The sequence below is a fragment of the Dyadobacter sp. CY345 genome (assembly GCF_021502725.1).
Classification (GTDB): domain Bacteria; phylum Bacteroidota; class Bacteroidia; order Cytophagales; family Spirosomataceae; genus Dyadobacter.
In genome coordinates, this window is record NZ_JAKFFS010000005.1 from 144906 (window position 1) to 166416 (window position 21511).

At 39.9% G+C, this 21511-nt stretch carries 18 protein-coding genes; 16 read left to right on the plus strand and 2 right to left on the minus strand.

The genetic code is table 11. From position 1 onward, the window contains the following. The first annotated feature begins 56 nt into the window (after nucleotides 1-56). From rpsO to menD, 4 genes are all read left to right on the plus strand, one after another. Complete coding sequence (gene rpsO / locus L0657_RS21225; RefSeq protein WP_090335674.1) at nucleotides 57-332, plus strand: 30S ribosomal protein S15; 276 nt, start codon at nucleotides 57-59, stop codon at nucleotides 330-332. A gap of 125 nt (nucleotides 333-457) precedes the next feature. Beyond that, nucleotides 458-2593 (plus strand): polyribonucleotide nucleotidyltransferase, encoded by a 2136-nt coding sequence (gene pnp, locus L0657_RS21230; protein ID WP_235152773.1) that lies wholly within the window; start codon nucleotides 458-460, stop codon nucleotides 2591-2593. A gap of 68 nt (nucleotides 2594-2661) precedes the next feature. Then, a complete protein-coding gene (locus tag L0657_RS21235) occupies nucleotides 2662-3525 on the plus strand; it encodes an RNA polymerase sigma factor RpoD/SigA (protein WP_015810559.1) in 864 nt (287 codons plus the stop codon). A 102-nt stretch (nucleotides 3526-3627) separates the two neighbouring features. Continuing rightward, on the plus strand, nucleotides 3628-5349 hold the full coding sequence (gene menD / locus L0657_RS21240; RefSeq protein ID WP_235152774.1) for a 2-succinyl-5-enolpyruvyl-6-hydroxy-3-cyclohexene-1-carboxylic-acid synthase: 1722 nt from the start codon (nucleotides 3628-3630) through the stop codon (nucleotides 5347-5349). A 10-nt stretch (nucleotides 5350-5359) separates the two neighbouring features. Here menD and L0657_RS21245 read toward each other — a convergent pair whose 3' ends face one another. Then, complete coding sequence (locus L0657_RS21245; protein ID WP_235152775.1) at nucleotides 5360-6391, minus strand: lipopolysaccharide assembly protein LapB; 1032 nt, start codon at nucleotides 6389-6391, stop codon at nucleotides 5360-5362. Between the two features lie 133 nt (nucleotides 6392-6524). Between L0657_RS21245 and L0657_RS21250 the strand changes: the two genes are divergently transcribed. The 7 genes from L0657_RS21250 (at nucleotide 6525) to trmB (ending at nucleotide 15709) form a co-directional block, all read left to right on the plus strand. Beyond that, entirely contained in the window at nucleotides 6525-6686 is a 162-nt protein-coding gene (locus L0657_RS21250; protein WP_235152776.1) for a hypothetical protein, read from the plus strand. Between the two features lie 169 nt (nucleotides 6687-6855). Then, nucleotides 6856-9873, plus strand: a complete 3018-nt coding sequence (locus L0657_RS21255; protein WP_235152777.1) for a tetratricopeptide repeat protein — start codon at nucleotides 6856-6858, stop codon at nucleotides 9871-9873. A gap of 38 nt (nucleotides 9874-9911) precedes the next feature. Further along, nucleotides 9912-11582: a TonB-dependent receptor gene (locus L0657_RS21260; RefSeq protein WP_235152778.1), complete on the plus strand. Its 1671-nt coding sequence runs from the start codon at nucleotides 9912-9914 to the stop codon at nucleotides 11580-11582. Nucleotides 11583-11612: 30 nt separating this feature from the next. After that, the gene (locus L0657_RS21265; RefSeq protein ID WP_235152779.1) at nucleotides 11613-12680 is read left to right on the plus strand and encodes an SPOR domain-containing protein; all 1068 of its coding nucleotides are present in this window, start codon (nucleotides 11613-11615) and stop codon (nucleotides 12678-12680) included. Nucleotides 12681-12791: 111 nt separating this feature from the next. After that, nucleotides 12792-13718, plus strand: a complete 927-nt coding sequence (locus L0657_RS21270) for a hypothetical protein (protein ID WP_235152780.1) — start codon at nucleotides 12792-12794, stop codon at nucleotides 13716-13718. A gap of 6 nt (nucleotides 13719-13724) precedes the next feature. Continuing rightward, entirely contained in the window at nucleotides 13725-15026 is a 1302-nt protein-coding gene (locus L0657_RS21275; RefSeq protein ID WP_235152781.1) for a folylpolyglutamate synthase/dihydrofolate synthase family protein, read from the plus strand. A gap of 20 nt (nucleotides 15027-15046) precedes the next feature. Continuing rightward, on the plus strand, nucleotides 15047-15709 hold the full coding sequence (trmB, locus tag L0657_RS21280) for a tRNA (guanosine(46)-N7)-methyltransferase TrmB (RefSeq protein ID WP_235152782.1): 663 nt from the start codon (nucleotides 15047-15049) through the stop codon (nucleotides 15707-15709). Between the two features lie 52 nt (nucleotides 15710-15761). Here the strand turns inward: trmB and gap are convergent, their stop codons facing one another. After that, nucleotides 15762-16775: a type I glyceraldehyde-3-phosphate dehydrogenase gene (gene gap / locus L0657_RS21285; RefSeq protein WP_235152783.1), complete on the minus strand. Its 1014-nt coding sequence runs from the start codon at nucleotides 16773-16775 to the stop codon at nucleotides 15762-15764. Nucleotides 16776-17246: 471 nt separating this feature from the next. On the opposite strand from gap, the gene L0657_RS21290 reads away from it, so the two are divergent. From L0657_RS21290 to L0657_RS21310, 5 genes are all read left to right on the plus strand, one after another. Beyond that, nucleotides 17247-18062, plus strand: a complete 816-nt coding sequence (locus L0657_RS21290) for a 2,3,4,5-tetrahydropyridine-2,6-dicarboxylate N-succinyltransferase (RefSeq protein ID WP_235152784.1) — start codon at nucleotides 17247-17249, stop codon at nucleotides 18060-18062. A 296-nt stretch (nucleotides 18063-18358) separates the two neighbouring features. Beyond that, nucleotides 18359-18793 carry a helix-turn-helix transcriptional regulator gene (locus L0657_RS21295; protein ID WP_235152785.1) on the plus strand — a complete coding sequence of 145 codons (435 nt, stop codon included), beginning with the start codon at nucleotides 18359-18361 and terminating at the stop codon, nucleotides 18791-18793. A gap of 265 nt (nucleotides 18794-19058) precedes the next feature. Then, complete coding sequence (locus tag L0657_RS21300) at nucleotides 19059-19235, plus strand: hypothetical protein (RefSeq protein ID WP_235152786.1); 177 nt, start codon at nucleotides 19059-19061, stop codon at nucleotides 19233-19235. A gap of 31 nt (nucleotides 19236-19266) precedes the next feature. Then, nucleotides 19267-19896 (plus strand): hypothetical protein, encoded by a 630-nt coding sequence (locus tag L0657_RS21305; protein WP_235152787.1) that lies wholly within the window; start codon nucleotides 19267-19269, stop codon nucleotides 19894-19896. 21 nt (nucleotides 19897-19917) lie between these two features. Then, nucleotides 19918-20970 (plus strand): alpha/beta fold hydrolase, encoded by a 1053-nt coding sequence (locus L0657_RS21310; RefSeq protein WP_235152788.1) that lies wholly within the window; start codon nucleotides 19918-19920, stop codon nucleotides 20968-20970. Nucleotides 20971-21511: the final 541 nt, after the last annotated feature.

Genomic DNA, 21511 nt, shown 5'->3' on the forward strand with positions numbered 1-21511 from the left:
CTTGTTTGCAGTATAGTGCTGTAAATCTATCACATATTTAATCTGTTGTTACAATCATGTATTTAACTACGGAAAAGAAGAGAGAGATCTTCGAAACCAAAGGTTTTAAGAAAGAAGGCGGAGACACAGGATCAGCCGAATCACAAATTGCTTTATTTACGTACCGTATCAATTATTTGAACGAGCACTTAAAAACGCACAAAAAAGATAACGATACTCGTCTGGGTCTACTTAAAATGGTAGGAAAGCGCAGAAGATTGTTGGATTATCTTTACAAAAACGACATTACTCGTTACCGTGCTATTATCGCGGAATTGAACATCCGTAAGTAATTTATTAGATCAGGGAACTTGCAGCATCGTAAGTTCCCTGATTTTTTGCGGGATTTTTAGAAGGAATTTTTATACAGAAAGCGTTCTGGTGACGTTTTCACAGCTACCCAAACATTACATATTCTATGCTATTTAACATAGTGACCAAAACGATACCATTGCCTGATGGTAGAGAAATTACAATTGAAACAGGGAAATTAGCAAAACAAGCAGACGGATCGGTCGTGGTGCGTATGGGCAATACCATGCTGCTGGCCACTGTTGTCGCCAATAAAGATATTAGAGAAGGAATTGATTTTTTGCCTCTTTCAGTAGATTACCAGGAGAAATTTGCTTCGGCTGGTAGAATACCGGGAAGCTTCATGCGTCGTGAAGGAAAACTTTCTGACCACGAAGTATTGGTTAGCCGTTTGGTTGACCGTGTTCTTCGTCCGCTTTTTCCGGATGATTATCACGCAGAAATTCAGGTGAACATCATGTTGATGTCAGCAGATGAAGAGGCTTTGCCGGATGCATTGGCTGCTCTTGCTGCTTCGGCTGCAATTGCTGCTTCTGACATCCCTTTTGGTGGACCTGTTTCAGAGGTACGAGTTGCTAAAATCGATGGGCAACTGTTAATCAATCCGGGTACTTCGGTTTTGGAAAATGCTACGTTGGAGCTTTTGGTAGGTGCAACTTACCAGGATATCACAATGGTTGAAGGTGAAATGAACGAGGTTTCGGAAGAGGAAGTAATCGAAGCTCTGAAATTTGCTCATGAAGTGATCAAACAACAGTGTCTTGCGGTTAAGGAATTCGAGGCTGCTGTTGGAAATATTGTGAAACGTGAGTATATCGGTGATGTTCAGGACGAAGCGCTTGAAGCCCGCGTTCGTGAATTTTGCTATGACAAAGTTTATGCAGTAGCCCAGTTGGGTTCGAAAAATAAAAATGTTCGCAAGGAAGCTGCAAAAGCTGTTTTGGCTGAATTCCTTGAAACAATCGGAGAAGAAGAGGAAGTTAGTATCTCTCTTGTGAAGCGTTATTTCCACGATCTGGAATATGACGCATCCCGTCGTTTGGTACTTGACGAAAGAAAACGTCTTGACGGACGTGCATTGGATGAAGTTCGTCCAATCGCTTCTGAAATTGACTTTTTGCCGAACGCACACGGTTCTGCACTATTTACGCGTGGAGAAACTCAATCGCTGACAACAGTTACGTTAGGTACAAAAAATGACGAGCAGATTATTGATACGCCGTTGAAATATGGATATAGTAAATTCTTGCTTCATTATAACTTCCCTGGCTTTTCTACTGGTGAAGTGAAACCTAACCGCGGACCGGGACGTCGTGAAGTGGGTCATGGTAATCTGGCCCTTCGTGCTTTGAAAAAAGTATTGCCTGCGGCAGAAGATAATCCATACACAATCCGTATCGTTTCTGATATTTTAGAATCGAATGGTTCGTCATCCATGGCAACGGTTTGTGCAGGATCTCTTGCGCTTATGGACGCTGGTTTGAAAATCAAAGCGCCTGTGTCAGGGATTGCGATGGGATTGATCTCGGATGAAAAAACAGGCAAATACGCAGTACTTTCTGATATTCTTGGAGATGAGGATCACTTAGGTGATATGGATTTCAAGGTGACAGGTACTGAAAAAGGTATCACAGCTTGCCAGATGGATATTAAGGTGAACGGACTTTCGTTTGAAGTATTGTCAGAGGCGCTTTTGCAAGCAAGAGCCGGTCGTCTGCATATTTTGGGTGAAATGAATAAAACGATTAAAGAACATCGTCCTGACCTGAAACCTCACACGCCTCGCGCCGTCATAATCAAAATTGACCGTGAGATGATTGGAGCTGTAATCGGGCCTGGTGGTAAAGTGGTTCAGGATATTCAGAAGGAATCTGGTGCTACTGTATCTATTGAAGAAAAAGATGGTGCAGGTTATGTAAGTATATTCTCGGCAGACAAGACTTCCATGGATAAGGCGGTTTCTCGTATCAAGGGAATTATTCTTGTACCGGAGATCGGTGAAGTTTATTCAGGAAAAGTGAAGTCAATCATGCCGTTTGGCGCGTTCGTTGAATTCTTACCTGGTAAAGACGGATTGCTTCACATTTCAGAGATTAAGTGGGAGCGTATCGAAAATATGGATGGTGTTCTCGAAGTTGGAGAGGAAGTGCAGGTGAAGTTGGTAGAGGTGGATAAGAAAACAGGTAAGTATCGCCTGTCACGCAAAGTATTGCTTCCAAAACCAGAGAACAAAAACGCATAAAATTGTGTTTTCATCAACAAGGGCATTTGTAAATGTCGTTATTTATACATATTAATATTTGAATTTAGATGAGACAGCTAAAGATCAGTAAGCAGATCACCAACCGTGAAAGTCAGTCATTAGATAAATACTTACAGGAAATCGGGAAGGTAGATTTGTTGACGCCGGATGAGGAAGTGACGTTAGCTCAAAAGATACGGGACGGTGACCAACTTGCGTTGGAAAGATTAACAAAGGCGAACTTACGTTTTGTTGTTTCTGTTGCAAAACAATATCAAAATCAGGGGCTTTCATTAGGTGATTTAATCAATGAAGGAAACCTTGGTTTGATAAAGGCAGCGCAACGCTTTGATGAAACACGTGGTTTTAAATTTATCTCCTACGCTGTATGGTGGATTCGTCAGTCAATTCTTCAGGCGCTTGCTGAGCAATCACGTATTGTACGTCTTCCATTAAACCGCGTTGGTTCTTTAAATAAAATATCAAAGACTTTTTCTGAGCTGGAACAACGTTTTGAGCGTGAGCCATCTCCGGAAGAACTAGCTGAGGTGCTTGAAATTTCTTCTTCGGAAGTAGTGGACACGATGAAAATCTCAGGACGTCACGTATCTATGGATGCGCCGTTCGTTCAGGGAGAAGAAAATAGCCTTCTCGATGTGCTCGAAAATGATTTGGAAGACAAACCGGATTCTGGTTTGGTTAACGAATCATTGCGTAAAGAAGTACAACGTGCACTTTGCACACTTACGCAGCGGGAAGCTGATGTAATCGCTCTTTACTTTGGCTTGAATGGTGAGCATGCGATGACTTTGGAAGAGATTGGGGAGAAGTTCAACCTTACACGCGAACGCGTGCGTCAGATCAAAGAAAAGGCTATTCGCAGATTACGTCATGTATCCAGAAGCAAAGCTTTGAAAACTTATTTAGGATAAGTAGTTATAATATTGAAAAACGGGGTGATCAGATATTGAAAATCCCTATTTCTATCGAAATTAAAATGGCCTCTTCTGAGGCTATTTTTGTATCCAAACAATATGGCAATATTACAGCCCTTAATCGATCTCGCCGAAATCTGTTATGCTCACGGAATACGGCACGTGATAATTTCTCCGGGATCCAGAAGCGCGGCATTAACGCTAGCTTTTTCTCGCCACGACGGGTTTGAAAAGACTGTCGTGATGGATGAAAGATCTGCGGGTTTTATAGCCCTGGGAATGGCACAGCAGCTTGGAGCTCCTGTTGTTTTGATTTGTACCTCCGGAAGCGCAGCATATAACTATGCCCCAGCAGTAGCCGAAGCATTTTTTCAGCAAATTCCTTTACTGATTTTAACCGCCGACCGCCCGTCAGAGTGGATTCATCAACTAGACGGCCAGACAATTTATCAGTCGGAAATCTATGGAAAACACGTCAAAAAATCTTACACAATTCCTGCTGACTATTCCCATAAAGATGCGCGTTGGATGATCAACAGATCGGCTAATGAAGCAGTAATTTGTACCCAGTCGATACCCCCTGGTCCGGTCCATATCAATATCCCGATTCGGGAGCCATTCTATCCGTCAACAGGAGAAAATTTCGCGGTTTCACCAGACGTGAGAATTGTAAAAAAGACAGAATCACAGGCAACTTTGTCTACTGAAATATGGCATAAGCTTTTGAATGAGTGGGACAGTTTTGACAATATTCTAATAGCGGGGGGGCAGTATAAAAAGAGTGAAAAATTAAATAATTCGCTTGATAAAATATCCAGAGAGCTAGGCGTTCCGGTTTTGGGAGATAGTATTTCAAATCAGTCAGCCAGTGAAGAATTTATCACATATCACGATCTATTTTTACCGATTTCTAACAGTGATAGATTACGGCCGGAATTACTGATTACCTATGGTTTATCCTTCATATCAAAGTCATTGAAGCAATTTCTGCAAAACAACCCTGCAGTCCAGCACTGGCATGTCAGCGAAGATGATCACTTGGTCGATACGTTCTTTTCAATTACAAATCAAATTCCTGTTTCAGCAGAATATTTTTTCGAAAACTTGTTTGACAGGCTTGATTATCAGCATTTTGTGCAGGGCGAAGATTCAACTAACGATGCATCGTTTCAGGAGAACTGGAATTTGGCAAATCGTAAATTTAAAAGATTATCGATCCAGTACTTGAATAATCTAACATCGTTAAATGATCTAACAGCTGTTAATATGGTTGTTAATGCCTTGCCCGCCGCATCACAACTTCATCTGGCAAACAGCATGCCGATCCGATATGTCAATTCGCTTGGCGACGCCGTCAAACACCTTGAAATTTTTGCTAATCGAGGCACAAGTGGTATTGATGGGTGCGTTAGTACGGCTCTTGGAGCGGCATCGATTACCGAGAAACCAGTCTTTTTACTTGTAGGTGATGTTGCATTCCTATATGACCGAAACGGGTTACTTATTCGACCCCTTCCTGATAATTTAAAGATCATTGTCCTGAACAATAGCGGTGGTAATATTTTTAGAATGATAGATGGCCCGGCCAACGTTCCGGAACTTGAAAGTTATTTTGAAACGCGGCACCCATTTACTGCGAGGAGAACGTCCGAAGATTCGAATATTACTTACTATGAAGCGAGTAATTTTGAATCCCTCAATGTAGTGTGGAATCAGTTCTTGTCGAATAACACAATAAGCCTTTTAGAAATATTCACGGATCCGGTCGATAACGCAAAAGCCTGGAAAGACTTTAAAAACCATATTGCAGCTGAATGGTAAAATCGGTAAATTATTTACAATTTTTTGCCAATTCATCGATTGCGATGGAATCTTTCAGTATAACGCCTTTCTTCCAGGTTTCACAGGCTTTCGCCTTGTTGCTTAACGTAAAATAAAGACGGCCAGTAAAGCCATAGAGCAAATCCACAGGTTCAGCAAGCTCTATGGCTTTATTCATCTCATTTAATGCCTTTTCGGGTTCGTTGTTTTTTTGATAGTATAAGCCCAAATTACGGAGGGCGTAACCATTCTCAGGTTGTGCGTCAAGTGCTCGTTCTATCAGTTTTTTCGCCTCTTCTAAGGCATTTGTCTGAATAAGTACATAACCTTTATTATTTAACGCAAGCGGGTCACCTGGATTGGTATTTAGTATTCTGTCAAAATAGAAAATAGCTTCTCTCCAAACCTTATCATTTGTCGCAATTAACCCCAGATTGTTGAGCGCCTCCGGCTGCGCAGGATTTAGTTTTATTGCAGATTCAAAATCTTTTTTTGCCAAAGCGTAGGAGCGAAGTTTGTAATAAACCGCGCCCCGATTTACGTAAGCTTCAACATTTTTTGAATCGAGCAAAATTGCTTTGTCAAAATCTGATAGCGCTTCTGACGTTCGGCTGGTAGCATCCATAAGATTTCCATGTGTAAGAAAATACTTCGATGAGTCGGCGTATTCTTTGGTTATTTTTTTTAGATCCTCTTCCGCGGCGTTAAAATCACCCAAACGAAGAGCCGATTCGGCTCTCACGAGATTTGCCTGTACAAGTGTCGCGTCCAGCTTGATTGCTTCTGTCAAAACCTCACGAGCATCACTTATCTTACCAATTTTCATCAACGCGATGCTTTTGTTCAAATAGGCATCTGGAAATTCTGGATTTTTGGCGATGGCCTCGTCATAAAGTCGGATTGCCTCGGTATAATTATTTTGTTTTAGTGCTACATTCGCCTTGAGAAAAAAATCAGCAGCATCTTTTTTATCTTGACCACTGCAAGATAAAAATATTAGCACTACGTAAATTAGTAAACTATGTTTTAGCAATGAATTCATCCCAATTTTCAATTGATTACTTTTGCAGAAATTTGTTTTTCCTATGCGATATATAAAAGATATTCCCCATCAACAATTCAAGATTAGTATTTACCAATGGAATAATAAGTACATTATAAAAATTGAAGTTGGCATGCTCGAGCAAACTTACAAAATCGATGAATACGAGATTACAAACGTTGAAGAAATCGAGAAATGTATGGATGTTACGTTTTTAAGCAACGTCTTAAAGAGATTTGAATCTATGCAAGTGGATTTTCACGAGACAATGAAACGTAACGACGTTATTTTCTAGCTAGTATTCTAAAAGTATATCATCATTTAAAAGCAGATTATACGGTTTTAAGGCCGTTAGCGTTAACTACCCAATAATATCAGCAGGTAACAGCCACGAAATATTGTCTTTACATTATTATATGAATAAACAGATTAAGTCACCTCAGAAATCCACAAAACTAACCCCTATGCTTTTAAAACATAGCACGTATGCGCTCGGTTTAGGCTTGTGCGTAGGTTCGCTTTCGGTAAATGCTCAGAGTACATTAAGTTACACAGAGCCCGAAGCCCACTTTCGCAACGGTCTTGAGTATTATGAAAAATCAAACTATGTCGCTGCGAGACAAGAGTTTGGTGAATATTTAAATGTAAATGACAAACTATTAAGTACCAGTGATTATAACAAAGTAACGGCAGAATATTATGTGGCAGTTACAGGGCTCTATTTGAATTACCCTGAGGCGGAAGTACAGGTAGATCGTTTTGTGCGTAATCATGCGGAACATCCGAAGGCACAACAAATTTATGGGGATCTTGGCCGCTATTATTATGAGGCTGGCCAATATGATAAGGCAATTACTTATTTGGAAAAGGCTACCAAGTTGCCTGGAAGTGGTGCTAAAAAAATGGAAAGCACTTACCAGCTGGCCATGGCCTATTATAATACCAAACAACTTGACGCCGCCTTGCCTCTTTTCAATCAGGTAAAACAGGATCCATCATTTGCCAATTCTGGTGATGCCGCATTTTATGCCGGCGTTATCAATTATCAGAAGAATAACTTCGAAGCCGCTTACCAGGATTTTTTGCAGGTTGAAAACCATCCTTACTACAAAGAGGAAGCTCCAAACTGGATCATATCGTCTCTGTATCAGCTTAAACAGTACGACAAGTTGCTGGCATATGGTGAGAAAATTCTTACACAGAAAAGAGGTGGAACGAAAATTGCCGAAGTTGCATTATATGTAGCAGAAGTATACTACGAAAAAGGTGACTATGCTGCGGCTGTAAAGGCTTACGAGCGGTATAACAAAATGAAGGCTGGGGCAGTTCCTCCATCAGTTGCGTTACACTACGGCCACTCTTTATTTCGTACAAACAACTTTGAAGGAACAATTTCCACACTTAAGGGAGTTGCACCGGGGAAAGATTCTGTATCGCAGTACGCTTCATATCTGCTAGGAATCAGTTACTTAAAGACAAGTAATTTAAGTTATGCTTTAACAGCACTCGACAACGCGGCACGTCTGGATTTCAACCCTGTTGTTAAGGAAGAAGCTGCTTACAATCACGCAAAAGTACAATTGGATCTCGGCAATAATAATGACGCCATTAAAGAATTCAACGCCTTTCTTGCGAAATACCCAAACAGCAAACATCAGGAAGAAGCATCCGAATTAGTTGCGGAAGGATACTCAGGAGCCAGTAACAATTTGGGTGCTATTACCTATATCGAGGGCTTGTCAAAAAGGAATACGAAGATCAACACAACGTATCAGCGTTTAACATTTAATCAGGGTGTAGTTGAGTTTAACCAGGAGCGCTTCGAACAGGCATTGGCACTTTTCAATAAGTCTATTAAATTTCCGGTTGATGAAAGTATATTTCTTGCTGCAACCTTTTACAAAGCGGAATCCAATACCGGTTTGAAAAAAATGGACGACGCGGTTTCCATTTATACGCAGTTGTCAAAAAATCCAAAGGCGGGTATTTATGCAAGAAAGAGTTTGTACGCTCTAGGTTATGTTTACTATAATCAGAAGAAATACAGCCAGGCACTTGGATACTTTAAAGATTTCGTAAGCAATACTGATGGGATGGAGGCGAGCATCATTGAAGATGCGCACGTACGTTTGGCCGACTGTTACCTCGCTGCGAAGAATTACAATGAAGCAATCAGCGTTTACGACAAGGTTTCTGCCAAAGGAAAAATTGATAAGGATTATGCCTTGTTTCAAAAAGCCCGCGCTTATGTTTACATGAATAAGGAGCAGGACGCCCGTCGCCAGTTTGAACAGCTGATCAGCCAGTATCCGGGATCACGTTATCTTGATGACGCTTATTTCCAAATGGCGGATATAGATTTCAAAAACGGAAGTTATTCCGCAGCAGTGAAAGGCTTTACGCGTATGATTAACGAAAAACCTAAGAGTTATCTGATCCCTGCCGCCTTGTTACGTCGCGCTCAGTCGTATTATAATTTACAGGTTTATGAGCAGGCAATTGTCGATTTCCGAAAAATTCTATCCGAATATCCCGATTCTCCGTCTGCCAGCAGTGCGTTGGAAGGTATCCAGGAAAGTTACACGGCGGTCGGCCGTCCGGAAGAATTCACCCAGGTACTTGGCGTAGTTAGAAAAAATAATCCAGGAAACGACAAATTGGAAGAAGTTGAATTTGACAATGTTCGTAACCTTTATTATGCGGAGAAATACGAAAACGCAAAACAGGCGTTATTGGAATTCCTGAAAAGCTACCCGACGAGCAAGCACCAGTATGACGCAAGATATTTTATTGCGGCATCATTTGATAAGACCGGAAATGTGGCCGAAGCTTTGCAGTATTACGGGAAAGTCGTCCAGGAAAACCGTTCGACCTACGTAGCTGCTTCTGCGCAACGTTCCGCTGAACTGGAAATCGGTCGTGGTAATTTCAACAATGCTGTTACTAATTTCAGAGTTCTTTTACGCAATTCTGAAAACAAAAAAGAACAGACGCAGGCTTGGATTGGCCTGATGGACACGTACTATAACCTAAAAAGTTACGACTCGACTTTGTATTATGCAAAAGAAGTTGTGAACGCTGGGAATGTGATTCCAGGAGGTTTGGGTAAGGCGCAGCTCTATTTAGGTAAAGTCCCGTACGAAAAAGGTGATCTGACAAAAGCTTCGGAAGAATTTAAAAAACTGGCGAGCACATCAAAGGATGAATACGGAGCGGAAGCAAATTATATGGTAGCAACCATTTTAGTGAAAAATAAGAAATACAAAGAGGCTGAAACAGCAATTTTGGATATGAGCAAAACCTTCGAAGGTTTTGATTTTTGGAGGGTTCGTTCGTTTATTCTGCTTGCCGATGCTTACATGGGCTTGAAAGAAGTTGGACAGGCGAAAGCGACCCTTACCTCCATTATTGAAAACTCAGATGATCAGGAAGCGGTGACACTTGCGAAAGCGAAACTGGCTCAGTTTGAAAAACAAAAATGATAAATTCCTGTCGAAGCAAACAGCAAAAAATATTTCTTATGACGCATTCAAGAACAATTCGAACATCCATATTTTTATTGACATTAGGTTTTTCTTCTAACATGGCATTTGCCCAAAGAGGAGAGATTGAGAGTCAGACCTACGAAATCGTTAAGGAAAAGAGCATTGAATTTGCGCCAGCAAACCGGCTTTTTGATAAAGTGCAGCCAATTCCCGGAACGACCAACGAGAAGAAAGTTAGTTACCAGATCATTGATCCAAACATTAACATTGCTTCTCCCAAATTAACCCCGACCGTCGCTGCATCTTCGGATGAAAAGGCGCGTCAGGAGCAGCCTGATGTGTTGAACAACTATATTAAATTAGGTGCAGGTAATTACGGACGGTTTCTTGGTGAAGGTTTTGTAAGCGGACGTCGTGGTGACGACCTTGTTTTTACCGGCCAGGTGAAACACTTATCCGCAGGTAACGGCCCCGTTGATGGTAAAAATTCAGCAAATGCCGCTACGAATATCCAGGTTGGTGGAAAGTATATCATGAGCTCTTATAAAGTCGACGGATCGCTGGAATATGACCGGAAGAATTATTATTTCTATGGTTACAGACCGCAGCCGGAAGGTTTTGTAGTAAACCGCGACAGTATCAGACAAACCGTCAATCAGTTTGGGTTTAATCTGGGATTTGAAAATACGGATCCATCGGTAGCAGTGGATTATTCGGTTAAGACAAGTCTGAATACACTTTCTGATCGCTACGATGCGTCTGAGCTTGATTGGGGAACAACATTGAAGGCTTCGGTTCCCATTTCAGAATCGTTTTATGCGCAGCTCGAAGCTGGTGCCTTTATATCACAACGTGTTGACGCCTTAACGTATAACAGGAACTTGTACCGTGTTAAACCTACCTTTAAATATACTTCGGATATCTTCACAATTTCTGCCGGAGTAAACGCGGTTAACGAAACGGATAATCAGTTAAATATCAATAAAACCAAAGCATATCCGGTATTGAATATTGACGTAAACCCAATCAGTGGCGTTCACGTTTTTGCAGGTTGGAATGGTGATGTGGTCCGTAATACGTTAAAGAGCATGCTGGCGGAAAATCAATGGCTTGGGTCTAATGTGTTGATTGTGAATACCGAAAAGACCTCTGATATTTTTGCTGGTGTAAAAGGTGAAGTGGCCGGTGGATTTAATTATGAGGGTAAGGTTTCTTACACTCAGTATCGTAATTTCTACAATTTCAACAACTCGTTGGTCGATGTTTCGCGATTCTCGATAATTTACGATCCACAGAAGACAAAGGTGTTAAATATTTCAGGACAAGCGGGTTATACGCTCAATGATGTATTCAAGAGTTCGTTGAAGGCCAATTTTTACGATTATGCAATGGGATCTGTTGAAGAAGCCTGGCACCGTCCTGATCTTACGTTAAACTGGTTTAACGCACTGACGATAAGCAAGAAATTATTTGTGACTGCCGATTTTTATTTGTTAAATGGAATAAAAGCAAAAGATTTCCAGACTGGAGAAGTCAAAAAATTGCCTGCCATCGCAGACTTGAATTTGAAGATTGACTATCTGTTAACCAGGAACTTCTCTGCCTTTGTGGGTATCAATAACCTACTGGGAAAAGAGTACCAGCGTTATCAGTATTACCCGCAGCAGGGTTTGAACTTTGTTGGAGGATTATCATTTTCTTTTTAACTTCGCTTCGTTCACCACAAAAAACACTTCATGATAGCTGTTGAAACTGTTATTAGAAAATTGGTAAGTGACTACGAGTTCGTAATCATTCCAGGATTTGGGGCGCTTCTGTCACACAAGGCTCAGGCGTCTTTTAATGCCGAGACAGGTGTGTTTTCTCCTCCTAACAAGTGGTTGGCATTCAACGAGTTCCTTAAACTGGATGATGGATTACTTGCCAATTACATTTCGCGGCATGAGCAGGTTGCCCATACGGATGCAGTGGCTCATGTGCGGAATTATACAGATCAATTGAGATCTTCCTTGAAGTCGACAGAGCATGCAATCATAGAAGGAGTAGGTGAGTTTAGCACAAACGGAGAAGGAAAACTTGTTTTTGAACCTAACACAGACAAGTACTTTAAAAATGAATGGTACGGCTTCAGAAGTACTCCGGCGAAAATGGTTGAGAAAAAAGCTGCTGTAATTGCGATGCCGGTTGTAGATCTTCACGAAGAACACGTTGAAGTACTGGAAGAAAATGAAGCTAAAACATTCAAGGTAAACTGGATAGGATGGGCTTCGGCGGCGATGATTGCAGGTATCATGTGTTATTTTAGCTTATTCTTTGTTTCGGGAAGCGGGGAAAATAAGAGTACGCTAAACCCGTTTACAAGCTTGTTTGAAGAAACCAGCAATTCAGCTCCTGAGAAAGAAACTAAGAAGCCAGCCGTAACTGCTGAACGTGGAGTAGTTAATGTTACCAAAAAAGCCTCTGTTGATCCGATAAGAACAGAAATCCCTGTTGAAAAGATCGAACCTGTTGCAATTAAAACCGCTGATGTTAAAGTTGAACTTGCGGCTAAACCAATTGTTTCTAGTTCGAAACGGTTCTATTTGATTGCCGGAACTTTTAAAGGAAGCAAACAGGCGAATGTTCTCTTAACTGAACTCAAAGAAAAAGGTTATTCAGAGGCTCTGATCATAGATGCTAACAAATACAGCAAAAAGTTTAAGGTTTCTGTGGGTGGTTTTGAAAATGAAAGTGAAGCTTACAAGGCGAATTCTAAACTGAAAAAAGTGATTGGCGGTGAAGGATGGGTTTATAAAAGCAGATAAAACAGATTATCAATAACAAAAGAAGGAGCCCCAAAAAGGCTCCTTCTTTTGTTATTATACGAAAATGACATAATTTTACGTTCAACACAAAAATCACAAACGAATAAATCAATGTTTGAATTACAAGCAGAAGATCGTCAGCGAATAGCAATATCCTGGGCAATATCTTTTGGAATAACGATAGCTATGTTGGGTATATTTTTCTTTATCCACCTAAGCAGTAACGTTCCAAAAGTAGCGCCGATGGAGCTTTTTGTGGAAGTAAATTACGGAACAAGTAAAGTCGGTAAGGGTGATATCCAAACATATAATAAACCTAGCAATTCAAAAGTTAGGGATAATATGCGTGCGGAAGCAGAAGAAACAAAAGAGAGAAAGTCTGTCGCAACTCCAAAACCAACGCCTCCGACTCCGCCGAAAATTGAATCAGTAAAGCCTACGAAGACTGTTGCAGAAAAACCTGCGATCACATCAAAAGTTGAAAGCCCGGTAGAAGCTCCTGAAAAAACAGAAGTGAAAAAATCTTCTGGAAGTGTTTCGTCATCAGCTCCGGTTTCCAAACCTGCTCCTGAAAAAGCGGTGAATAAGGATGCATTGTTCAGTAAGTCGACCGGAAGCAGGTCTGGAAGTAATGGTACGAATGGAACAAAAAGCGGCGTCGGTGGAAATAATAACGGCGATGACGCAGAAGGTTTGGGTGATAAAGGTGCGAAAACGGGGAGTTTATTTGCGAAGACATACAAAGGTGAAGGCGGTGGTGGCGGAACAGCTGTGGGGCTAAGTTTGTCGGGTTGGAAATGGTCCAGAAGACCCGTTGTGAATGACAAGTCTGATGCAACCGGTTCTATCACTTTTAAAATTACAGTTGATAAAAACGGTAGGGTTAAAAATATTATCACGCAAAGTACAACCGTGACAGATTATGCAGTCGTAAATCAATATCGTAGTGCTGTTCGCGAGCTTACATTCATCTCTCAGTCGTCAAATGTTCCGGAAGAATCGACGGGAACGATCACTTTTAAAATCAGTTCGCAGTAATACGTAATGAATTATCAGGAAACAATCGATTATCTGTATAGTCGCTTACCAGTTTTTCAAAATATCGGGGCCCGTGCTTTCAAGCCGGGCCTTCATACTACCCATCAACTCTGCAATCACCTGGGAAACCCGCAGGAAAAATTTAAAACAATACATGTAGGCGGTACCAATGGAAAAGGAAGTAGCTCGCACATGTTAGCTTCTGTATTACAGGAAGCAGGTTTTAAAGTGGGTCTATATACTTCCCCTCATTTAAAGTCTTTTACCGAACGTATACGAGTCAACGGGACTTGTATTGAAGAGGATTTTATTTGCGAATTTACCGCTGTTAATAAATCTTACATTGAAAGCCTGGATCCGTCGTTCTTCGAAGTGACAGTTGCTATGGCATTTTCCTATTTTGAAAAATGTGAGGTTGACGTTGCCGTTATTGAGGTGGGCATGGGTGGCAGGCTGGATTCCACGAACATTATCACACCGCTTCTATCCCTGATCACGAACGTAAGTTATGACCACACGCAGTTTCTAGGAGATACACTTGATAAAATCGCTTTTGAAAAGGCAGGAATTATTAAGGAAAACGTTCCTGTTGTTATAAGCGAAAAACAGGATATTGATGTCACAGCCGTTTTTGAGTTGAAGGCATCGGAAAGAAATGCCGATCTTTCGTACGGTTCGGAGCATTTTGAGATTTTCAATGCCAAACATGTTGATGGAAAACTTATTGTTAATGTGTTCGATAAGGTGAGTGGAGAATTAAAATATGATCATTTAGTTCTGGATCTCGCTGGAATTTATCAGCTGAAAAATATCTGCGGTGTTCTGACGGCCTTAGAGCAATTGAAAAAACCATATCTGCAAATATCCCGTGAGGCTATTTATGCAGGTTTGTTAAAAGTTGTAAACAACACCGGCCTCAAAGGACGTTGGCAAAAGCTTCATGAAAAGCCGCTTGTTTACTGCGATACCGCTCATAATTACGCAGGCGTCTCCTACACAATGCAACAGTTTAACAGTTTGCCATCCCATCAAAAACGATTTGTTATCGGCTTTGTAGCAGATAAAGATATTTCAGCCGTTTTGGAGCTTTTCCCAAAGGACGGGCAATACTACTTTTGTCAGCCAGGAAATCTTAGGGCATTAAATGCGGCAGAATTGCAGCAGAAGGCATCAAATATCGGATTGAAGGGGAATGTTCATTCTGATGTCAATGAGGCCTTGAAAGCGGCGATTTTTGAATCAAGTCCGGATGATACCATTTATGTTGGTGGGAGCACTTTCGTTGTGGCCGATCTGGATGTTATTTAGTTTATAGAATTATTTTAAAAATGTCACGTAGAAAATTAGATCATTACAAGTTCAGCGCAGAGGCCAATAACGTAATTGAAAAAGGTAAACCGCTATACGAATCGATAAAAGGAAAATGGAATGAACTCTATTTTCAAAATAATAATCCTATCGTTTTGGAACTTGCTTGTGGAAAAGGAGAATACACGGTTGGCTTGGGAAAGGTTTTTCCGGATAAGAATTTTATCGGAATGGATATTAAAGGTGACCGTATTGCACGCGGAAGCTTAGCGGCTACGGAATCCGGCTTAGCCAATGTTGCTTTTCTTCGGGCAGGAATTCAGTATTCAGGAGAATTTTTTGAAGAAAACGAACTGGATGAAATTTGGCTGATACATCCGGATCCGCAAGTACGCGATAGGGATGAGCCAAAAAGATTAACAAATCCGGATTTTCTTAGCAGTTATTCCAGGTATTTGAAGAAAGGTGGATTGTTTTGCTTAAAAACTGATAGTACTTTTTTATACGAATACAGCCTGGAGACAATCGGAATTTCGCAGCAGTATCAAATTTTGGAACACACGGAAGATCTCTATCATTCACCTTTGCTTTCCGAACATCATGGTGTACGAACCCACTACGAAAAAATATTTGTTTCGAAAGGCTACACAATCAAATTTATTAAGTCAGTTATTAAGGCATAAAAAAAGCCTGATCAGACAACTGATCAGGCTTTTTAGTATTTAGCATTACTAATTACTTACTCAATAGAGTAGCAAAGTAATTCACTGTACGAACAAGCTGAGAAACGTAAGACATTTCGTTATCGTACCAGCTTACAGTTCTTACCAATTGCGTATCTCCAATTTTCTGAACCTTAGTCTGAGTCGCGTCGAACAACGAACCGTAGCTAATTCCGATGATATCGCTGCTTACGATTTCGTCTTCAGTATATCCGTAGCTTTCGTTAGAAGCAGCTTTCATTGCAGCATTGATCTCTTCTACGCTTGTTTCTTTACCAAGAATTACTGTCAACTCGGTAAGAGAACCAGTTAGCGTTGGTACACGCTGTGCAGAACCGTCCAATTTACCTTTCAATGAAGGCAATACAAGACCGATCGCTTTCGCAGCACCAGTGCTGTTAGGTACAATGTTTTGAGCGGCAGCACGAGCTCTTCTTAAATCACCTTTTGGATGGGGTGAATCCTGAGTATTCTGGTCATTTGTGTATGCGTGAATAGTTGTCATTAAACCATTAACGATACCAAATTTCTCTTCCAGAACCTGAGCCATTGGTGCAAGACAGTTAGTTGTACAAGATGCTGCACTAATAATTGTCTCAGAACCGTCCAAAATATCGTGATTTACATTAAATACGACTGTTTTAAGATCGCCAGTAGCAGGAGCGGAGATAACAACTTTTTTCGCGCCAGCCTTGATGTGTCCTTCAGCAGACTCTTTGCTTGTAAAGAATCCTGTACATTCAAGTACTACATCAACGTCGTGCGATCCCCAAGGGATAAGGGTAGGATCTTTTTGCGCATATATAACTACGTTTTCACCGTTTACAACGATTGAATTTTCCGTAGATGTAACTTCGGCGTTAAATCTTCCTTGGGCAGTATCGTATTTAAGTAAGTGAGCTAGTACCTTAGGACTGGTTAGATCATTGATGGCTACGATATCAATGCCTTCCATGTTGTAGATTTGGCGATAAACAAGACGGCCAATACGTCCAAAACCATTGATTGCAACTTTAACTTTTGACATGTGCTTATAAGGATTATGTTATTACAGGAGCAATATTAAGAAAAATGGCGGCGGTTTTAAAGGATTTTAGAGAATAATTGAAACATAGTTATTAGCTTCATATAAAGCGATTATGGTTAGTATCGTGAACTTGTTTAACTAAAATTATTAGTAAAATGACAAACTAACTTTTTTATTAATTCATTGTTGTTACTAATATGATTAGTTTATTTTATGGTATTTATAATTTGTTATACATTGTATTTGTATATTGGTTTCCCAATTATTTGCATTTTAATATCTTTTATTAACTGCTCTGTTTATAATTTTGAATCCTATATATTTGTATTAGTTGGAATAGGGTGGTGTTTAAATTGTAATTATAGACTTACTGAATTGGTATAAAATAAGTGATTAGATAATTATTGTAATTTTATATAACTACCTGTATTGCAATCATTTAAATATATTATATTAATCTAAAACTTTAACATGAGCCTTAACTCTCAAATTGAAGAACTCTGGTCTAATCGCGAATTGCTGAAAGAACCGGAGAACATTCAGATCATTAAAAACATAATTGAAGAAGTTGACAAAGGGCGGCTAAGAGTAGCCGAACCACAGGAAGACGGCTCTTGGTTAGTAAACGAGGCGCTGAAAAAGGCGATCATTTTATACTTCCCAATTCAACAGATGGAGGTTAGTGAGGTTGGTATTTTTGAATACCATGACAAAATGAAACTAAAAACTGGTTACGACAAACTAGGTGTTCGGGTGGTACCGCCAGCAGTAGCTCGCTACGGAGCCTATATTTCAAAGGGCGTTGTATTGATGCCTTCATATGTAAATATTGGAGCGTACATAGACGAAGGAACTATGGTCGATACTTGGGCAACGGTGGGGAGTTGTGCGCAGATTGGTAAGAACGTTCACCTTAGTGGCGGCGTCGGAATCGGTGGAGTTTTGGAACCTGTTCAGGCCGCTCCGGTGATCGTAGAAGACGGTGCTTTTATTGGGTCACGCTGCATTGTTGTGGAAGGTGCACATATTGGTAAAAGAGCAGTTCTGGGCGCTGGTGTAACCATTACAGGAAGCTCGAAAATAATTGATGTTACAGGTCCTGAACCAGTAGAATACAAAGGTTTCGTACCAGCAGATTCAGTGGTTATTCCAGGCACTTTACCAAAGGAATTTGCCGCGGGGACCTATCATGTTCCTTGTGCATTGATCATTGGAAAAAGAAAAGCGAGCACAGATTTAAAGACTTCGTTAAACGAAGCTTTGCGTGAAAATAATGTAACTGTTTAATATCCTATGTTACATATTAAACTGAATTAATATATTAAAGTTTAATTTCTTAAAGTGCGGTTTCAGATATGAAATCGCACTTTTTTCATGTTTAATTTCTTAAACAGCAAATTCAACCGATCCAAATTAATCAAATCCAGACTTTACAAATGTAAACATAAATGTAAATTCACAATTGTTATTTTGATTTACAATTTTAAATTCAAAGATTTACTTTTGTATTGTTTACAAAAGTAAATCTATTTACCTTTGTATATCGCTATTAACAATTGTAGCGGCAGTTTAAGATTGTATATATGGACTTGAATGAGAAAATTAAACAGATATTAGTTGACAAAAATATATCGCCTTCTCACTTCGCTGATGAGATTGGTATCCAGCGTTCCAGTATTTCTCACATCATCGCGGGAAGGAATAAGCCTAGTCTGGATATTGTTCAGAAGATCATCAAACGCTTCCCGGATTTGGGTATTAATTGGATTTTAGAAGACGAAGAACTTCCTGAATCAATCAGCGAAATAAAGCCTTTCAAGGCAGACAATTATACCACGTTTAATGGTCAGAAAAGTGGTATTGCCAGCCTCGCAGAATCGCGCAGAAACAATCTATCAAATCAGAATCCTGGGCATCAAAATGTCGTGTCGGAATTATCCATCCCTCCGGCAAACGAAAAAAAAGTTGAACGTATTTTGATATTTTATTCAGATGGAACGTTCCAAGAATTTAAGTAAACACTGCACGGATCATGCCGTCCAATAGAAAAAAAAGTTTCCAACAAGTTCAAGTTTTAGGTTTAAAGAAATTACTCGAGTTAGTTCATAGTACCAAATTATAGGCTCGCTCTATTTTGCATTTTTTTAGTAACGGGACAAAAGTATTACTAAGGATTTATGATCTTAAAAGTCGTGAACCATGGTCCTAACATTTCACCACTTTCTGAAAAGTATATTTTGTTAGCCGGTAAAATGTCATTACAACGCTGACAACTGTTCCGCCATGCCTGCGATAATTGTCAAACCCATAGAGCATTTGACGCGCATAGTCGTCAAAATTATGCTTACTGCGAACTTCAATTCCATCAGCGCACTTAAATATTACTATGATGATCCGGAAAGGGATACGTATAACAAGTTTGGTGCTTGTATTTGCCGCATTGATTTTCGTTATTCTTAGGAATAATGTCAGGCTACAGTCGACAAGCTTTTTGAAAAAATATACGTCCGAAGAATTGAGTTATTTTAGTGAAGTTGGTTTCGGCGATTCGGATAGACTAACTAAATGGAACAAGAAAATTGAAGTGCAGATTCTTCCCCCTTTTCAGAAAGCAGATTCCCTTGAAGTAGATAAGATCATTGACGAACTCAGACCATTGATAGGTAAAACAGATATTGTTTGGGTCAAAGAGAAAGGAAACGTATTAATTAATTTCCCTAGAACGGCGGAAGAATTTAATAGTCATATAACGGCTGATTTGCACCAGGAACCGAAGGGTTACGCTTCTTCTAATCTTGATTTGAACGGAAATCTGAGGAAGGTCGACATTTACATTATACCTCATCTGAATGGAAAAGGAAGATGGGAAACTCTTCGTCACGAGCTTTGTCATGCCGTGGGACTAATGGGCCACTCAAAAAGGAGATTTCAGCAGCCACATCTGTTAGGAATTACAGCATTTAATAGCTACGACGTTTATGAAACTGATCTGGATTTACCGTCTTCTCTGCCAGCTGCTGAGCGAAGAGCGATAGCACTGCTTTATGAGGATTCTTTACCTCCGAATCTTGCACGGAAAAATTTTATACAGGTAATCGGGGAAATAAACTCTATTCACTAATACTTCTCAGTTTCCGATTACATGAAACTACTTCCCATTCTAATTATAATATCACTTCCAACTTTTGCCCAGGTGAAGGATATACTTCCCAATTCGGATGTAGAAAATAAATTTCGGGCCGCGAAAATAAAATTCCACTCCTTTGAGAAAGAGCATGGGCATTTTCTCGAAACCAGGAATATCCGGATGCACTATCTTACCTGGGGCGATCCGAAAAACACACCGCTGATATGGCTGCATGGAAGTGTGAGCACCGGTTATGAAATTCTTCCGATGGCAGACAAACTTGTTCAAAAAGGTTACTACGTAATTGCTCCTGATTACTACGGACACGGTCAAACATCCATCCCGAATCATGAAGTGTCGCTATACCATGTGGCTGATGACATTAGCGATTTGATGATCCATTTGAAAATTGACAAAGCGATTATTGGCGGCTGGTCACGAGGTGGATTTATCGCAAGTGCATTTTACGATGCATACCCGGAAAAAGTGTTGGCTCTGATATTGGAGGACGGCGGCTCGGTAGCAACAAACACCAACTATCATAAAATGGATTCCGCACAACTAGTCCAAAAGGTTAAGGGGTTTGCAGACCAAATAATCCCCGACACAACCTACTCCACAGAACTTGAAGCATACAGTGCTTTTCTTGACAAGGAGCTCAATGAGAATCAATTTGAACTTTTGACTTGGATAAGAAAAAATGATGTAGGAAAATGGGTTGTCGGGCCAGGTCTCTGGAAATTATTTAACATGAGTAATACTGAGCAATCGATGGAAAATATTTTAAGGCCTACACTTAGTCCGCTTTTTGCCGAATCGATGTCCATCATTGAACCGAAAATTATTTACCGAAATTTGCAGATTCCGATACTGATACTAGATCCTACAAGCAGTGACGATTTGTTCCCATTTGAAAATGAAAATGCAGCGCTCAAAAGTCATCATCCAAATTTGATCACGCATAAAATACTCAATGAGACGGGACACAACGTACATTATGAGAAACCAGACGATTGGCTCAGAGAAGTTTTATCTTTTCTCGGACGATTTGAATCTTTCTGGAAATAACAGCGCCCTTGTACGTATTTAGAACGTCACAGAAAGAAAGTATTGAGTCCACCTTGGGTTTCATCGAATTTGATATCTTCAAATCCGCATCCTACTATAATTAACATTTTTAGAATCCATTACAAAACGCTGTAAAACAGATAATTAAAATATTTACACATAAAAATATACCACTTATATTACATTTTTTATTTATAATATATTTTTAAAAGTATAATTAATAAAAAATGTACTTCAAGTATTAAATTTTAGATAAGTTCCGTATTTATTTCACGTAATAAAAATACTTAACAATGTAATCTTTAAATACATATAATTAATATAGAAAGTAACATTATAAAGAATAGCTAAATATGGTCTATTTTCTATAAAAGTATAGTATAAAATCCGCTTATTAAAAGTATTTTTAGTACTATACAGTTAATACTTTCAGCAAAAAAATGGTGATGCTAAAACAATACTTCACGAGTCAATAGCTCCGCCAAAAACCCATATTAATTCCAACACCTTGATGTCGGCAAGGTGATAAAATAGACCAAAC

Coding starts and splice junctions, on each gene's coding strand:
- pnp (WP_235152773.1), top strand. CDS start 458: ATGCTATTTAACATAGTGACCAAAACGATACCATTGCCTGATGGTAGA.
- L0657_RS21295 (WP_235152785.1), top strand. CDS start 18,359: ATGGACTTGAATGAGAAAATTAAACAGATATTAGTTGACAAAAATATA.
- L0657_RS21270 (WP_235152780.1), top strand. CDS start 12,792: ATGTTTGAATTACAAGCAGAAGATCGTCAGCGAATAGCAATATCCTGG.
- L0657_RS21255 (WP_235152777.1), top strand. CDS start 6,856: ATGCTTTTAAAACATAGCACGTATGCGCTCGGTTTAGGCTTGTGCGTA.
- menD (WP_235152774.1), top strand. CDS start 3,628: ATGGCAATATTACAGCCCTTAATCGATCTCGCCGAAATCTGTTATGCT.
- rpsO (WP_090335674.1), top strand. CDS start 57: ATGTATTTAACTACGGAAAAGAAGAGAGAGATCTTCGAAACCAAAGGT.
- trmB (WP_235152782.1), top strand. CDS start 15,047: ATGTCACGTAGAAAATTAGATCATTACAAGTTCAGCGCAGAGGCCAAT.
- L0657_RS21275 (WP_235152781.1), top strand. CDS start 13,725: ATGAATTATCAGGAAACAATCGATTATCTGTATAGTCGCTTACCAGTT.
- L0657_RS21235 (WP_015810559.1), top strand. CDS start 2,662: ATGAGACAGCTAAAGATCAGTAAGCAGATCACCAACCGTGAAAGTCAG.
- L0657_RS21290 (WP_235152784.1), top strand. CDS start 17,247: ATGAGCCTTAACTCTCAAATTGAAGAACTCTGGTCTAATCGCGAATTG.
- gap (WP_235152783.1), bottom strand. CDS start 16,775: ATGTCAAAAGTTAAAGTTGCAATCAATGGTTTTGGACGTATTGGCCGT.
- L0657_RS21245 (WP_235152775.1), bottom strand. CDS start 6,391: ATGAATTCATTGCTAAAACATAGTTTACTAATTTACGTAGTGCTAATA.
- L0657_RS21260 (WP_235152778.1), top strand. CDS start 9,912: ATGACGCATTCAAGAACAATTCGAACATCCATATTTTTATTGACATTA.
- L0657_RS21300 (WP_235152786.1), top strand. CDS start 19,059: ATGCCTGCGATAATTGTCAAACCCATAGAGCATTTGACGCGCATAGTC.
- L0657_RS21310 (WP_235152788.1), top strand. CDS start 19,918: ATGAAACTACTTCCCATTCTAATTATAATATCACTTCCAACTTTTGCC.
- L0657_RS21250 (WP_235152776.1), top strand. CDS start 6,525: ATGCTCGAGCAAACTTACAAAATCGATGAATACGAGATTACAAACGTT.
- L0657_RS21265 (WP_235152779.1), top strand. CDS start 11,613: ATGATAGCTGTTGAAACTGTTATTAGAAAATTGGTAAGTGACTACGAG.